Here is a 15,425-nt window from a genome sequence, read left to right on the forward strand (position 1 = left end):
GACCTTTCCTAATAAAAAATTTAACCTATAGCAATGGGCTAAAGAAGTAGCAAACACGTTCCACGACACGGTTCCAGAAAGGACGTTTTTCCCATTCTTCAATTTCTAAGCGTGTTGAGCGAGCGATATAATCATACTGAACTAATGTGAGATCACTACCAAAATTTTTGTCATCAATTGCCACGGTAATTTCGAAGTTTAACCATAAACTACGCATATCTAAGTTAACAGAGCCTACTAAGCTGAGCTCGCCATCCACCGATACGCTTTTGGTGTGTAGCAAACCGTCTTCAAATTGGTAAATTTTAACACCAGAAGCTAATAATTCACTATAAAATGAACGGCTTGCCCAACGAACAAGGAATGAATCATTTTGTCGAGGCATAATAATGCTTACATCAACACCACGCATTGCGGCAGTACAAATGGCATGTAGCAAGTCGTCACTAGGAACAAAATAAGGCGTGGTCATGATTAATTGTTTGCGAGCAGAAAACATGGCAGTCATTAACGACTGCTGGATCAGCTCATCAGGAAAACCAGGGCCAGAAGCGATAATTTGAGTTGTGTGCCCGTTATCTTGTTCAAAAGGCATAATATTGCTATCTGGTGGTGGTGGTAGAACTCGTTGACCTGTTTCCATTTCCCAGTCAAAGGCATAGACAATTCCCAGTGTCGTACTGACGGGGCCTTCCATACGCACTAAAATATCAACCCATTCGCCGACACCTGCATCTTGTTTAAAATAACGCGGGTCCACCATATTCATACTTCCTGTGTATGAAATATAGTTATCAATGACTATTATTTTGCGGTGCTGGCGTAAATCCATACGACGTAAAAAGAAACGCATTAAATTGACTTTAAGCGACTCAATGAACTCAATACCCGCAGCTCGCATTTTATTCGGGTAATCGCTACGGAAAAAATGCCAACTTCCTGCTGAGTCCACCATAATGCGACATTTAACCCCTCGTTTGGCTGCATTGATGAGTGCTTCTGTGACGCCGTCGACTAATCCACCAGGTTGCCAGATATAAAATACCATTTCGATAGAATGCTGAGCATTATTAATATCATTAACAATAGATTTCAATGAAGCTTCACATGTTGTTAATAACTGAATTCGATTCCCTTTAACGCCGGCAATTCCTTGGCGTTTTTCAACTAATTGAAAAAGAGGTTCAGCAACGGAGCTATTATCTGTGGCAAATATGTGTTTTGAACTACGTAAGTTTTCTAGCCAAGTCGCAACTGAAGGCCACATTTCATGGGCCTTATCAACTCGACGTTTACCCAAATGGAGCTCACCAAATGCGATATAGGCGATAATCCCCACTAAGGGAAGGATATAGATGATCAGAAGCCATGTCATGGCTGAGGTGACGGGTCTTCTCTTGACTAATATGCGAACTGTAATTGCAGCAATTAGCAACCAATAAAGGAAAAAGAACAGCCAACTCATAAGTGTATAGACGGTTGCCATGATGGATTATTGCCTCACTGATAAGAAAATAGTGTCGAAAAAAGATATTTAAGTTAATAAAAACTGTTAGTAAAATATCAACTTAATAGAATTTAGCAAAATTTTTTAATAAAAGCTTCGTGAAATAGAAAAACCATCACGAAATATCTGTTACATATATTTATAGTATCTAATTGAAATCAAATTATTTGTGTTTTTTGCAGAAAAACTTCCTCTTGGTTCTTTTTTACAAAGGAATATAATATTTTTTTTCAATTATTTTCTGATGATTAAAAGGACAAAGTTCGATGAAACGTAGTAGACATGAAGTGGGGCGTTGGCGGATGTTAAGACAATCCCTTCGTCGTCGTAGACGTTGGCTAGAAGGGCATTCCAGACGGAATATGCACATTTATTCAATGCGAAAAGTAGACGTTTATCGCCGTCGTCATTCATTACTTTTTACTCAGTGGATTGAGTAGGGGTATTCAGGCGCATATTCACATTTTTCACTTTGTATGACAAACCTTATTGAATATGATTGCTATTTGCATTTAAACTATCATCTATATTCTTTTTGGTAGACAGATGTAGGGTAGAAATTGCATATGCGTTGGATACGTTGGACTTTAATTATCGTCATTTCATTATCTATTCATGCAGGTCTTGCGATGGCATGGATTTTTAATCAACCTAATTTGGCCAGAGATCCCGAGCCGATGACGATAGCGATGGTTGCTTTTGCTGCCCCAGAGCCCGCTTCAGAACCTGTTGCACAAGTTGAAACACCTGTAGAGCCTGAGCCAGAACCCGAGCCTGAGCCTGTTGTTGAACCCGAACCCGAACCGGTTGTTGAGCCTGTGATTGCTCTACCTAAGAAAAAGCCGGAGGTGAAAAAGAAACCTAAACCAAAACAGGAACAAAAGAAAAAGATTAAAGAAGATGTGAAACCTGTTGAGAAACAACTCGCAATGAGTAATCTTAAATCGGACGTAAATGCACCTAAAGCCAATAATAACCCAGTAACGACAGCAAAGAATACAGGTTCGAGTAGCCATCAATCATCAAATAAAAGTGGTCCAAGAGCACTACACAAACAAGCTCCGGTGTATCCAGAGCGAGCCCGTCGGTTAGGTAAAGAAGGGTATGTTAAAGTTCGTTATGATATTGATGACAGTGGCCGAGTGACTAATATTGAATTTGTTGAAGTTTCACCTAAAGGGTTATTTGAGCGTGACGTAAAACGTGCAATGAACCGTTGGAAGTTTGAAAAACAACCAGCAAAAGGTTATGTGACAGAGATTTACTTCAAGTTAGATGGTACAGTCAGCCAAGTCTAAACATGAATATTTAACGAAATAAAAAGCACTTCATATGAAGTGCTTTTTATTTATCCGTTAGTAAAATTTTATTCAGGCGCTTGTTCTGAACTCGCTAACTGAAAATGTTGTTTTTCTTGAGGTAATGAACGAGGGCTATTATCGTCATTAACGGCAACATAGGTAAATACGGCGTCAGTTGCTCGATAACGTTGTCCAACGGGCTCAGTTGCCACTTTTTTCACCCAGACCTCGATATTTATGGTAATTGAGCTTTTGCCTGTTTTTAGGCAACGTGCATAACAACATACAACATCACCTACAGCAACGGGTTTTTGAAATTTTATACCATTAACTGCGACTGTAACGACACGGCCCAGCGCAATTTCCTTGGCTAAAATAGCACCACCAATATCCATTTGGGACATTAGCCAGCCACCAAAAATATCGCCATTTGCGTTGGTATCTGCTGGCATCGCTAAAGTTCGTAAAACCAACTCACCGTTTGGTAATTGCATATCTGACTCTTATTAATAAAGGATTAGTAACATATTGATTCGGCATTTATAGCAAATTATCTATACAGTAGTAAACCATTACTACATTGATAGTTATCGGTAATAAGCATTTAACTGAATTTGTATAAAAAGAAATGGACAAAAAAACATTATAGTTAGGTTATTGTGACTAAAGTCGCCCCAAAATATATTTATGCAAAGAAAAAACAAGAAGTGTTTTTTACATTTAGTCGATTGATTAGATTGTTTATACTATATGGTATAAATAGTTATTAATGAGATGAGTTTTGAGGTATGAAATGAGATTGTTATTGGCAATATTATTACCTTGGCTGCAATTTTTTACTATAGGGCGCCCCTTTGCTGGGGTAATTTGCCTGATTTTGCAAGTAACTCTTATAGGTTGGCTACCTGCGGCAATTTGGTCTGTTTATGCGTTATCTCAATATAATACAGACAAAAAAATTGAGAAGGCATTTTCTGAACGGCGATATTAATTTCCAACAAAAATGCCTGCTAATAAAGTTAACAGGCATTTCTGGTTCATGATGAAAAAATTATTCTTCGTGTTTTTCGACAGGTTTTTTGTCCATATTCTTGAAAATGTATACCACACTCAAAATGGTAAATATCAATGTTCCTGCGGTCAATCCAAACACTTTGAAGTTAACCCACATATCTTGCGCCATCCAAAATGCGACATAAATATTAAGCACAGCACAAAAAATAAAGAAAATAGCCCACGCACTGTTAAGTTTACTCCAATAACTATCTGCTAATTTTATTTCTTGATTACTGCCTAGCATCCGCTGGATTAATGGTTTTTCAGTAAACCATTGGCTAATCAATAATGCTAATGCAAAGACACTATAAATAATGGTCACTTTCCATTTAATAAATGCATCACTGTGGAATATCAGTGTTAAAGCAGCAAACCCCATGACAATGGCACAGGTGATTTTTGCAACTTTTTCAACTTTTTTATAAATCAGGTAAGTTGCTAGTAAGGCGAGTGGAGTCGTTACCATAAGCGCACCACTGGCATAGAAAATGTCATACCTTTTATAAACAATAAAAAAGATGATCAAAGGGATAAAATCGATAAGTTGTTTCATAACAGTAAATATAGCGCCTCAACGTAAAGATAATGGAGTAGTTTAACTGATTTTGGCTTTATTTGTTAAAAGTTTGCACCTTTTTACCAATAAATACGCTTTGTTACCAAACATATTTGCACTATTTTACCATTATTTGACTTACTTCTAGATAAACTTTATTAGTTCAGATATAAATAGTATTCAATATAATTTAACTTACTAATTTATAGGTATTTTTCACCCATGATAAAGGCAAGGCTATTCGCTTGGATGCCCGGTTTAGAAACACTGTTTAACTATCAACGTTCAGATCTTGGTCCTGATATTAAAGCAGGATTGTCTGTTGCAGCTGTTGCTTTGCCTGTTGCCATTGCCTATGCCGAGTTGATGGGGGTGAATGCGATTGTTGGTTTGTATTCTTGCATTTTGCCCATGTTTTTTTATGCGCTATTTGGCACATCAAAACAGTTGATTATTGGCCCTGATGCGGCTACTTGTGCTGTGATTGCCGCAGCAGTTGCTCCTCTTGCGATGGGAGATGAAACAATACGTTGGCAATTGGTCATTGTAATGAGCTTCATGACAGGGCTTTGGTGCTTGATAGCAGCAAGGTTTCGCTTAGGAACTTTTGCGGATTTTTTATCGCGTCCGATATTACAAGGCTTATTAAATGGGGTCGCACTAACGATCATTGTCAGTCAAATTAGCAAGGTTTTTGGTATTAGTACATTGCCCGCGGGGTTTATTGAGCGTCTGATAGCTTTGCCTTTGGCTTTAAAAGAGACTCATATTCCTTCGTTGTTAGTGGCTGCGGCAACCCTAGGCATTATTCTTGCTATTAAGCGTGTACGCAGTAAATGGCCGTCATTATTAATTGCAATGATTTTAGCGACGGCGGTGAGTATTGCATTTAATCTTGAACAATATGGTATTAGCACAGTGGGGGACTTAGGTGAAGGGCTCCCTTATATTCCTATGCCTGAATTCCCTCCTGGATTACTACGTGACCTTGTTATTCCTTCATTGAACTTAGCGGTGATTAGTTTCGTGAGTTTTATGATGACAGCGCGGAGTTTTGCCAGTAAAAATGGTTATACTGTAGATGCAGATCAAGAGCTTAGAGCATTAGGCGTGGCGAATATTGCGTCAGCATTTGCACAGGGCTTTGCGGTGAGTGCAGCGAGTAGCCGTACCGCAGTGAATGACATGATGAGGGGAAAAACACAATTAGTCTCTATTGTTGCTGCGCTTACCATCTTAGCCGTGTTACTTTTTTCAATGGATTTACTGGGATATATACCTATGCCCGCGTTAGGTATGGTTTTGATTATCTCAACATTTTCATTATTAAATTTTCGTAGTATTTTATCTATGCGTAAACGCAATCGTGAGGCATTTTTCTTATGTGTCTTTACGTTATTTGCAGTTTTAATTGTCGGTTTGATTAGTGGTGTGGGCTTAGCTGTTTTATTGGGTTTATTGCAGTTTATCCGAGTGATATTCAGACCAACAGACCAATTATTGGGGGTTGATGAGCAAGGAATGCTGCATTCAATGACCTCTGAGAATGATATCCAGCACATTGATGGTGTTCTGATTTATCGTTTTAACTCTCCGTTGACTTACTTTAATGTGAATTATTTCAAAGAGCGCTTAAATAAGCATCTTGATAGCCAGCTTAAAAGGCCTGCTTGGGTGATTGTTGATGCTACAGTAAGTTTTACACACAATGATGTTAGTGTATTTTCAACGCTGAATGACATAGTCACATCATTAAAAGCTAAAGGGGTTACATTGGTGTTGGCTGGGCGTAGAACATCAATAAAACGTTGGTTAGAGCAAAATAAAATGAATCGCTCTGATGATGATTTATTAGTCGTGCCAGATATCTACTTTGCGATTCGACTAATACAAAGTAAGCAGCAAATTCAAATGAAATGTGTTGAGGATAGAAAAGCTGAAGAACTTAGGAAATCAAAAGACGCACAAGGCCACAATAAGGAAAACGAGGCTGAATTATTGGATAATGAAATTAATTTTGTGTCAGACAATTCTCAAAAATAATCAAATTGAAGGGTGTCATTTGACACCCTCATATCAAAACTATTGATTCTTATTTATTAACATATATAAGCGATAAAAATAAATTAAAGCGAATGCAGCAACAAAATTATTAAGTAAGAACGAAATGCCATTGATAGCAATATGATTCATATTGAAGAGCTCTAATAAAATGCTAATGATCATTTGAGCTGCCATCCAAATTAAGATCATAGGTAATACAATTCGCCAATTTGCATAGGCCATCTTCCAGCTTTTACCCATAGCACTGAATGGGTTTGTGCGTTCACTGATCAATATTGCAGGGGCTAAAGAGAAGCCAATAGCTAACACAATACCAGGCAGGACCATTATTGTGATACCTAACTGGATGAGTAAAGAACAAACAACAAGTAGCAGAAACATGGATGGAGCTTTATTCAAAGATGCGATGGTTGCTTGAATGCCCGTCATGTGTTCACCACGAGACATCCCCGCAATATAGGACAGTGTCCCACAAATTAGCACTAAGCTACCGAGAGTGACAGAAAGGATTAATCCAAAGGAAACTCTGAGAATGCTGCTTTTATCTTCTTCCGACAGGTTTAGTATCCAGTCTTGTAGCCCTGAATTACCCGATTCAATCATTTTATTTCGTGCTTGTACAAGAACGCCTATCATTTGTTCGCTAGGGATCATCATTGCATAGATGGCAAGACCGACAACACTGGCTAACAGCACAATAGTGAAGAGGCCACTCAGTTGGTTTTTAAAAAAATTTACACTGTCACTGATGAGTGAGTTGGCCGAAATGGACATTTAACTGCTCCTATCTACAAACGAGTCAAGAATTTAGCTCAATTGTAACTGAGTATTTGGTCTAGAGGTAGAGAAAGATAAGAAATTTCGGGAAGTTAACCAAAATAACAATGTCTAAAATTCAGACAACAACATAAGAAAAATGGGTAATTATATTTAAATTGTATTTTAAATATATGTTTTAGGTGGCGTAAGTATATATATAAATGAGGATCAATTTTATATTTTATTAGTTATTTTTCAAAAATTGATTTAAATCAAAATTAAAAAAATAATAAATGGAATAATAAACTCATGTTTATTAGTTTATCTATAAATAAGCAAAAGATGTGATCTTGATTTGAACATCAATTTAAATAATACGGTATATTTTCCTAAAATAAAAACACAGGAATGGGATTAATAATGAAAAAACTTACTGCGCTTGTATTAGCTGCTGCAACTTTAGCTCCAGCAGTTTCTATAGCACATGAAGCTGGCGATTTTATTTTCCGCGCTGGGACAGCGACGGTACGCCCAAATGCGGGATCTGAAGATGTATTAGGCTTAGGTAAATTTAATGTCAATAATAATACTCAATTAGGTTTAACCTTTGGGTATATGATCACTGATAACATCGGTGTGGAATTATTAGCCGCAACACCGTTCGAACATAAAGTTAGCTTAGGTGATTATGGTAATATTGCATCAGTTAAACATTTACCACCAACCTTAATGGCGCAATATTATTTTGGTAGTAAAGAAGATAAATTACGTCCTTATTTAGGTGCGGGTGTTAACTATACCTTCTTCTTTGATGAAAAATTCAATTCTACAGGTAAGTCTATGCAGCTAACAGATCTTGACTTATCAAGTTCTTGGGGCTTTGCGGCTCAAGCAGGTATGGATTATATGCTAACAGATAATTGGATGTTGAACGCCTCACTTTGGTGGATGGACATTGATACTGAAGTTAAATTTAAAGCTGGAGGTCAACAGACGAAGATTGATACCCGCTTAGACCCATTTGTATTTATGTTTGGAGCAGGTTATCGCTTCTAATAAATTTGATAGGATGCAATACGGGTTAATACCTAAATTCTGATGGACTAGATTGTAGTAGGAAATCCGAGAGTATTTATATTCTCGGATTTTTTGTATAATTCGTTCGTTTAATAATAAAAAATCACCACATAATAATTTAGTCTTTTCAACGCTATTCCCAAGAGTTCATCACCTGTAGTAAGTGTAATGGAATTATCGGTATTTACTTCGCTTAAGGGAGTTATGTGTGGTATTGATGTTAATTGGGTAATTGCGCTGTGTCATTTATATTTTATGAAATATGAATCATTTTTTATATAATAAAAAACTTATGAAAATAAGCTTTATGCTTGAAAGTAACGTATTAAACACTAAAAAGAAAAAGCCATTACCTAAATAATGGCCTTTACGCTATGGATAATCTTATTTTTGTGTTGCCGCTTTCATATTCGACACGAAGGTCGTCAATGTCTTCAACATCACATCGGGGCGACTAAGGTTGTTTTCAATAATTTTTACGACAGCCGAACCTGAAATTGCCCCCGCAGCACCATTTTTAATAGCTTCTTTAACTTGTTCTGGTTCTGATATACCAAATCCCTGCAATGCAGGAGCCGCTTGATGCTGTTTTAATTTATCAATCAGGTGAGTCAGTGGCATTTCGGCCCGTTTTTCAGTACCTGTAACGCCTGCACGAGATAATAAATAAGTATAACCACGGCCATATTGACCAATTTGTTGCAGTAATGCGTCATCCCCATTGGGGGGACAAATAAAAATTGGCGCAATATTATGAGCAAGTGCAGCCTCGCGAAACGGTTTGGATTCACTCATCGGAACATCGGCAACTAATACAGAGTCTACGCCTGCTTGCGCACAACGAATATAAAAACTTTCGATACCATTGGTAAAAACTAAGTTAGCATAAACCAATAACCCAATTGGAATTGTAGGATGTTTTTCTCTAATACGGCGCAATAGCTCAAAACAGAGGGTAGGGGTAATTTCGCTTTTAAATGCACGTAGATTAGCATTTTGAATTGTAGGGCCATCCGCTAAAGGATCTGAAAAAGGAATACCGATTTCTAAAGCGTCTGCACCGCCTGCAATTAATGCATCAATAATTTTCAGTGATAGTTCAGCATCAGGATCACCAAGGGTAACAAATGGAACAAAAGCGCCTTGATTATGACTATCTAAACGTTCAAAAAGTTGGGTATAGCGCTCCATTAAAATTCTCCTTTACTGGCTAATATATCATGTACAGTAAAGATATCTTTATCTCCACGTCCTGATAAATTCACGATGAGTAACTGTTCTTTATTGGGTTGTTGTTCTGCCATTTTTAATGCATAAGCTAAAGCATGTGATGATTCTAGTGCAGGTATAATACCTTCTTTGCGAGATAATAGTTTGAACGCATTTAATGCTTCATCATCAGTTATTGACACATATTCGGCTCTGCCAATGCTATTTAAATGTGCATGTTGTGGCCCGACGGAAGGAAAATCTAAACCAGCGGAAATTGAATAAGATTCTTCAATTTGTCCTTCACTCGTTTGCATCATTGGCGATTTCATTCCAAAATAAATCCCCACACGACCATGTTTTAATGGTGCCCCATGTTGGCCTGATTCTATCCCGTGCCCTGCGGGTTCAACACCAATTAAGTTTACGTTTTCTTCGGGAATAAATGATGCAAATAGGCCAATGGCGTTAGAGCCACCACCGATACAAGCAATAACGGCATCGGGTAAGCGTCCTTCTTTTTCAAGGACTTGCTGCTTAGCTTCATCACCGATCATACGTTGGAATTCACGTACAATAGTGGGATAAGGGTGAGGACCTGCGGCGGTGCCTAATAAGTAGTGGGCGTTATCATAGCTACCTGACCAGTCCCTTAAGGCTTCATTACAAGCATCTTTGAGTGTTGCTGACCCACTGTGAACAGGGATAACTTCTGCACCCATTAACTTCATACGAAATACATTAGGTGATTGGCGTTCAACATCTTTAGCACCCATATAAATGCGGCATTTCATATTGAGTAAAGCACAGGCTAAAGCTGTGGCGACACCATGTTGCCCCGCACCCGTTTCAGCAATAATTTCGGTTTTACCCATCCGTTTTGCTAATAATGCTTGGCCTAACACTTGATTAGTTTTATGCGCTCCGCCATGTAATAAATCTTCACGTTTTAGATATAACTTTGTTTTTGTACCCGCAGTTAAATTCTGGCATAGTGTGAGTGCAGTAGGGCGGCCAGCATAGTTTTTTAATAAATCATGAAATTCGCGAATAAATTCGGCATCATTTTGCGCTGCGATAAATGCATCTTCTAATTGGTTTAAAGCGGGAATAAGAATTTCTGGCACATATTGTCCACCAAACTCACCGAAATACGGATCTAATTTGCTCATTGTTTGTTATCCATCTCGTCAGTTAAATTAAGTCAAAATCTGTTGTTCTATAAAGTGTTATTAGCATCGATAAATTAGTGACATGTCGAGGCTGCGAGTAGTGTTGATAGCACTAAATTTATTTGCTGTTCACTTTTAATACCCGGTTCAATTTCTACGCCTGAATTAAAATCCAGTCCATTACAGAGTAGTTTTGCAGCTTGCAGGCAATTTTGTGCATTTAAGCCACCCGCTATCATCACTCGTTGATTTGTTAACTCAGGAATTGTGGTCCAATCAAAGGTTTTTCCTGTGCCACCTTGTCCATTATCTAACAGTAAAACATCAATTCCTTGAGTGTTATATTGAGATAATTCAACCTGAGACATGTCGACGGCTTTCCAGATCTCGCAATTATTTGGTAATAAGGCTCGGAGTTCTTCAATATATTGCTGGTTTTCTTGCCCATGTAATTGAATTGCAGATAAGGCGAGTTGTTGTGCAATGTGTGCGACAAAATCGACAGATTGATTACGAAATACACCAACGTATTTTAATGGGGCGCTATGAATGAGCGTCTTTGCTTGTGACAGTGTCACTTTTCGAGGCGAGTTTTCAGCAAATATCAGTCCACCAAAAGAAGCCCCTGCATTTAAAGCCGCCTTTGCGTCTTGTTCCCTTGTCAGACCGCAAATTTTGTGTTCGCCGACTAATAAACGTTGCAAGGCTTTGTCAAGATCTGCTTGTTCCATTAAAGCACTACCAATGAGAAAACCATTAGCAAATTTGCTAAGTGATTGGATATGTTGATGTTGATGGATACCTGATTCGCTGATCACGATAGTTTCTTTGGCTAGCCGCGGTGCTAATTCACGGGTACGATTTAAATCAATCGATAAGTCCCGTAGATCTCGGTTGTTGATGCCAACCACTTTTGCTTCTAGTTTAATAGCTCGCTCTAGTTCATCTTCATTACTAACTTCAGTCAAAATGCCCATATTAAGTTGGTGAGCGACTTTGGAAAGTGCAATATATTCGTCATCATTGAGGACGGATAGCATTAATAAAATAGCATCGGCTTGGTAATAGCGCGCAAGGTATATTTGGTACGGGTCAATAATAAAATCTTTGCATAATACAGGCTGTTTTACGGTATTACTGACAATGGTTAAATACGCCATATTACCTTGAAAGTATTTTTCATCAGTAAGAACTGAAATTGCCGATGCATAAGGTGCATAGGTTTTAGCAATGATTTCAGGGTCAAAGTCCTCTCTGATTAAGCCCTTTGAAGGCGAGGCTTTTTTACACTCTAAAATAAACACTGGGCGTTTTGCACTGAGTGCTTGATAAAAGCTACGTTGGCTTGGCTTAACTTCAGCAATAAAGCTATCTAGTGGTTGTTCGGCTTTACGCTCAACTAAGAAACTCACTTTGTCATCAACAATGTTCTGTAATACGGTTGCTTTCATTTTATTGATTCCTTGCAGCTAGCTTCGTTACGCGGTCAAATGCTTTGCCGCTGCGAATAATAGCGAGTGCATGTTCGCTATTTTGTTTTAAATCTTCATGGCCATTTATGCGCATTAACATTGCGACGTTAGCAGTAACGGCGGCTTCATGGGCGGCTTTGCCGTGACCTTGTAGGAGGTTGCTAAGTAATAAACGGTTTTCATCAGGTGTACCACCCTCTAAATCACCTAATTGGTAAGGTGATAAGCCGAAATCATCAGCAGTTAATGAATAATAGTGTAAAGAGCTATCTTTTAATTCGGCAACTTGTGTTGTTGCATGGAGCGATACTTCATCCATCCCTCCACTGTGCACCACCGCTGCACGGGTAAAACCAAGCATCTGTAAGGTTTCTGCCACGGGTCTGACAAGTTCTTCTTGGTAAACACCGATTAAGGCAATCGGAGGGCGAGCAGGGTTAATTAGCGGGCCAAGCACATTAAATAAGGTGCGAGTTTTAAGTTGCGAACGTACGGGAGCCGCATGGCGAAAGCCGCTATGATATTGAGGCGCGAATAAGAAACAAACCCCCAATTCATCTAATGCATCCCGAGCACTTTGCGCACTTAAGTCCAAAGCAATACCAAAAGCAGCAAGTAAATCGGAAGAACCTGAGCGACTGGAGACACTACGGTTTCCGTGCTTTGCCACTTTGATACCACATTCTGCGGCAACGAATGCACTTGCTGTTGAAATATTAATACTGTTAGCACCGTCCCCCCCTGTGCCGACAATATCACTAAATGGGTAGTCTGGGCGAGGGAAAGGTTGGGCGTTTTCTAAGCAAGCGAGTGCCGCGCCAGCAATTTCTTGCGGTTGTTCACCTCGCATTTTCATGCTAATGAGTACGGCTGCTAATTGTGGCTCTGTCAATTCACCTTGAATGATGGCATTAAATAAATACTGGCTTTCTTGTTGAGTCAGTGGCTGTGCTTTGAATAATTTGTCATATATGTTTTGCATAATAGGCTCTTTTAGTATTCCGTTAGTGCGAATGAGTGGTGGTGTTTGCACTGGGTGCTAACAGAGCCCACGCCACAGTATTTTCTAACAACTGTTTTCCTTGAGTTGTTAAAATTGATTCAGGGTGGAACTGGAATCCACATACCCGATCGTTATCATTACGCACAGCCATGACCATGCCATTTGAATGGGCACAAATTGTAAGATTCTCAGGAATTTGGCTGCCAACTAAAGAATGATATCGGGCAACCGAAATTGGGTTTTCAAGCGCATTAAACATGGCCAAACCATCGTGAGTTGCGAGAGAGGATTTACCATGTAAAATCTCGCCAGCAGCCGAAACAGTACCCCCATAAGCTTCAATAATCGCTTGGTGACCAAGGCAAATACCAATCACTGGAATTTTGCCCCTGACGCTAGCTAATATTTCAGGCATTGACCCTGCATCACTTGGTTTACCTGGGCCGGGAGACAAAACCAGAATTGGTGAATCCATGTTATCTAAAACGGATAAAATGTGTTGTGCACTGACTGTATTACGATAAATCACAACGTGGTGACCACCAGCACGTAGCTGATCGACCAAGTTATAAGTAAAGGAATCGACATTATCGAGTAATAAAATATTCGCCATTAGAATAACTCCTTTACTTGGTGTGCTTGCGCAATTGCGCGGATCACAGCTCTGGCTTTGTTACGAGTCTCATCGGCTTCGGCTTGTGGATGTGAGTCCAATACAACGCCTCCACCTGCTTGTACGGTTGCTATGCCATTTTCAACATACGCAGAACGGATCACGATACAGGTATCAAAATCACCATTTCCTAGAAAATAACCAACCGCACCACCGTAGGAGCCGCGACGCTCTTTTTCATACTGTGCTATTAATTGCATGGCCTTTACTTTCGGCGCTCCCGTTAAGGTGCCCATGTTCATACAAGCTTGGTAAGCATGAAAAATATCTAAATCATGACGTAATGTCCCTATAACGTGAGAAACTAAGTGCATGACGAAAGAGTAACGGTCAACCTTGGTTAAATTAGCCACATAGCGGCTACCCGCTTCACAGATACGGGCTAAGTCATTACGGGCTAGATCAACTAACATAATGTGTTCTGCTAATTCTTTTTCATCTGAACGCATTGAAAGTTCGATGCGACTATCTAAGTCGAGGTCTAATTCACCTTGAGCATTACGCCCACGAGGGCGTGTTCCTGCAATTGGATAAATTTCTACTTTGCGACTTGCCGTTGCATATTTCAGCGCACTTTCTGGCGATGCACCAAAGAGTGTGAAATCCTGATCTTGCATGTAGAACATGTAAGGACTAGGGTTTTGAGCTTTCAACTTTTGATATGCAATTAATGGGTGAGCACATGGCATGGTAAATTTACGTGAAGGAACCACTTGGAAAATATCCCCACGATAAATAGCCTCTTTTAAAGACGTGACGATCGCGCCATATTCGTGGTCATCTTTATTGACACTAACAGTAAAATTAGGGGCTGTTTCAAGCGGTAGTGCTGGTAAATATGGGCGGCAGGATGCAATGATTTGCCCGTGGCGCTGTTTTATCTTCTCAATATCAGATGTATTATCAGTGAAAATACAACTTTTTATTCGAGCAGCTCTATTTTGATGGTCGATCACCAGATAATGTTCTGCCACGAAAAAACAGTAATCAGGGCATTGATTGACTGAATCTACCTCAGGTAAGTCTTCAAAGCTTGCGACTAAATCGTAAGCAAATAGCCCGCCAATAAATAGCGTTTCTGGTTTGCTTGAATAAGCTTGTGCTAATGCTGGTAATGCACGTAACACATCTAAGCTAGAAGGGGCTTTTAGGCGGCTGTCTTCATCTAATTCTGCTGCTGGCAGGCCAAAAGTCACGGTTAAACTATTTTTGCTCATGGAGTGATGTTCAATCAATCCATCAAGTTGAATTAGCAATTTAGGTAATAGTGCATGACCATTAGCGGTGAGCGCTTCGATTTCAACACGCTGTCCAAAAGCGCGAATACGTAGGGCGCTGTTGACTATTAACAAACTTTGCAGGTTGGCCTTATTGTTGACTTCCGCTGATTCTAACAACATTGTCGATGGCTCATTTTGGCAAAGGTGGTTAAACAGCAATGTGGGATCTGGCTGATAGTTAATTGGGCTATCCAGATAGTTAAAATGTGCTAATGTGGTATTTTGTTCGTTCATTATGTTGCCTTACGCTGATTTTAGACATTAAAAAACCCGCCTTAGTGGGCGGGTTCGGCACT

13 protein-coding genes, 1 pseudogene and 1 other annotated feature (1 of these 15 only partly in view) are annotated in these 15,425 nt (G+C 39.3%); of the genes and pseudogenes, 5 read left to right on the plus strand and 9 right to left on the minus strand.

The window, feature by feature from the left end:
* Positions 1-25: 25 nt before the first annotated feature.
* On the minus strand, positions 26-1,486 hold the full coding sequence (cls, locus tag ACLPIE_RS02935) for a cardiolipin synthase (RefSeq protein ID WP_430259492.1): 1,461 nt from the start codon (positions 1,484-1,486) through the stop codon (positions 26-28).
* Between the two features lie 287 nt (positions 1,487-1,773).
* Between cls and ACLPIE_RS02940 the strand changes: the two genes are divergently transcribed.
* Both ACLPIE_RS02940 and ACLPIE_RS02945 read left to right on the plus strand, forming a co-directional pair.
* The gene (locus ACLPIE_RS02940) at positions 1,774-1,947 is read left to right on the plus strand and encodes a YciY family protein (RefSeq protein WP_430259494.1); all 174 of its coding nucleotides are present in this window, start codon (positions 1,774-1,776) and stop codon (positions 1,945-1,947) included.
* Between the two features lie 126 nt (positions 1,948-2,073).
* A complete protein-coding gene (locus ACLPIE_RS02945; RefSeq protein ID WP_430259496.1) occupies positions 2,074-2,805 on the plus strand; it encodes a TonB family protein in 732 nt (243 codons plus the stop codon).
* 68 nt (positions 2,806-2,873) lie between these two features.
* Here ACLPIE_RS02945 and yciA read toward each other — a convergent pair whose 3' ends face one another.
* The gene (gene yciA, locus ACLPIE_RS02950; RefSeq protein ID WP_430259498.1) at positions 2,874-3,302 is read right to left on the minus strand and encodes an acyl-CoA thioester hydrolase YciA; all 429 of its coding nucleotides are present in this window, start codon (positions 3,300-3,302) and stop codon (positions 2,874-2,876) included.
* Positions 3,303-3,601: 299 nt separating this feature from the next.
* Here yciA and ACLPIE_RS02955 point away from each other — a divergent pair, with 299 nt between their 5' ends.
* The gene (locus ACLPIE_RS02955) at positions 3,602-3,799 is read left to right on the plus strand and encodes a YqaE/Pmp3 family membrane protein (RefSeq protein WP_430259500.1); all 198 of its coding nucleotides are present in this window, start codon (positions 3,602-3,604) and stop codon (positions 3,797-3,799) included.
* A gap of 60 nt (positions 3,800-3,859) precedes the next feature.
* Here the strand turns inward: ACLPIE_RS02955 and ACLPIE_RS02960 are convergent, their stop codons facing one another.
* On the minus strand, positions 3,860-4,417 hold the full coding sequence (locus ACLPIE_RS02960; protein ID WP_430259502.1) for a septation protein A: 558 nt from the start codon (positions 4,415-4,417) through the stop codon (positions 3,860-3,862).
* A gap of 225 nt (positions 4,418-4,642) precedes the next feature.
* On the opposite strand from ACLPIE_RS02960, the gene ACLPIE_RS02965 reads away from it, so the two are divergent.
* Positions 4,643-6,463, plus strand: a complete 1,821-nt coding sequence (locus tag ACLPIE_RS02965; RefSeq protein ID WP_430259504.1) for a SulP family inorganic anion transporter — start codon at positions 4,643-4,645, stop codon at positions 6,461-6,463.
* A gap of 39 nt (positions 6,464-6,502) precedes the next feature.
* On the opposite strand, the gene ACLPIE_RS02970 is transcribed toward ACLPIE_RS02965, so the two are convergent.
* Positions 6,503-7,258, minus strand: coding sequence for a YciC family protein (locus tag ACLPIE_RS02970; protein ID WP_430259506.1), 756 nt, complete (start codon positions 7,256-7,258; stop codon positions 6,503-6,505).
* 405 nt (positions 7,259-7,663) lie between these two features.
* On the opposite strand from ACLPIE_RS02970, the gene ompW reads away from it, so the two are divergent.
* Entirely contained in the window at positions 7,664-8,299 is a 636-nt protein-coding gene (ompW, locus tag ACLPIE_RS02975) for an outer membrane protein OmpW (protein ID WP_430259508.1), read from the plus strand.
* Positions 8,300-8,704: 405 nt separating this feature from the next.
* Here the strand turns inward: ompW and trpA are convergent, their stop codons facing one another.
* From trpA to ACLPIE_RS03000, 5 genes and pseudogenes are all read right to left on the minus strand, one after another.
* Positions 8,705-9,511 (minus strand): tryptophan synthase subunit alpha, encoded by an 807-nt coding sequence (gene trpA, locus ACLPIE_RS02980; RefSeq protein WP_430259509.1) that lies wholly within the window; start codon positions 9,509-9,511, stop codon positions 8,705-8,707.
* On the minus strand, positions 9,511-10,701 hold the full coding sequence (gene trpB / locus ACLPIE_RS02985; protein ID WP_430259511.1) for a tryptophan synthase subunit beta: 1,191 nt from the start codon (positions 10,699-10,701) through the stop codon (positions 9,511-9,513). Before trpB ends, trpA begins: the two co-directional genes overlap by 1 nt.
* A gap of 74 nt (positions 10,702-10,775) precedes the next feature.
* On the minus strand, positions 10,776-12,152 hold the full coding sequence (trpCF, locus tag ACLPIE_RS02990; protein WP_430259513.1) for a bifunctional indole-3-glycerol-phosphate synthase TrpC/phosphoribosylanthranilate isomerase TrpF: 1,377 nt from the start codon (positions 12,150-12,152) through the stop codon (positions 10,776-10,778).
* 1 nt (position 12,153) lies between these two features.
* A pseudogene (gene trpD, locus ACLPIE_RS02995) lies at positions 12,154-13,789 on the minus strand (bifunctional anthranilate synthase glutamate amidotransferase component TrpG/anthranilate phosphoribosyltransferase TrpD).
* Positions 13,789-15,363, minus strand: a complete 1,575-nt coding sequence (locus ACLPIE_RS03000; protein ID WP_430259515.1) for an anthranilate synthase component 1 — start codon at positions 15,361-15,363, stop codon at positions 13,789-13,791. The pseudogene trpD and the gene ACLPIE_RS03000 overlap by 1 nt, the downstream one beginning before the upstream one ends.
* Positions 15,364-15,389: 26 nt before the next feature.
* Positions 15,390-15,425: a sequence feature (Trp leader region), on the minus strand; it runs 65 nt beyond the window's last position.

The sequence above is a fragment of the Providencia sp. Me31A genome (assembly GCF_050487165.1).
Taxonomy (GTDB): domain Bacteria; phylum Pseudomonadota; class Gammaproteobacteria; order Enterobacterales; family Enterobacteriaceae; genus Providencia.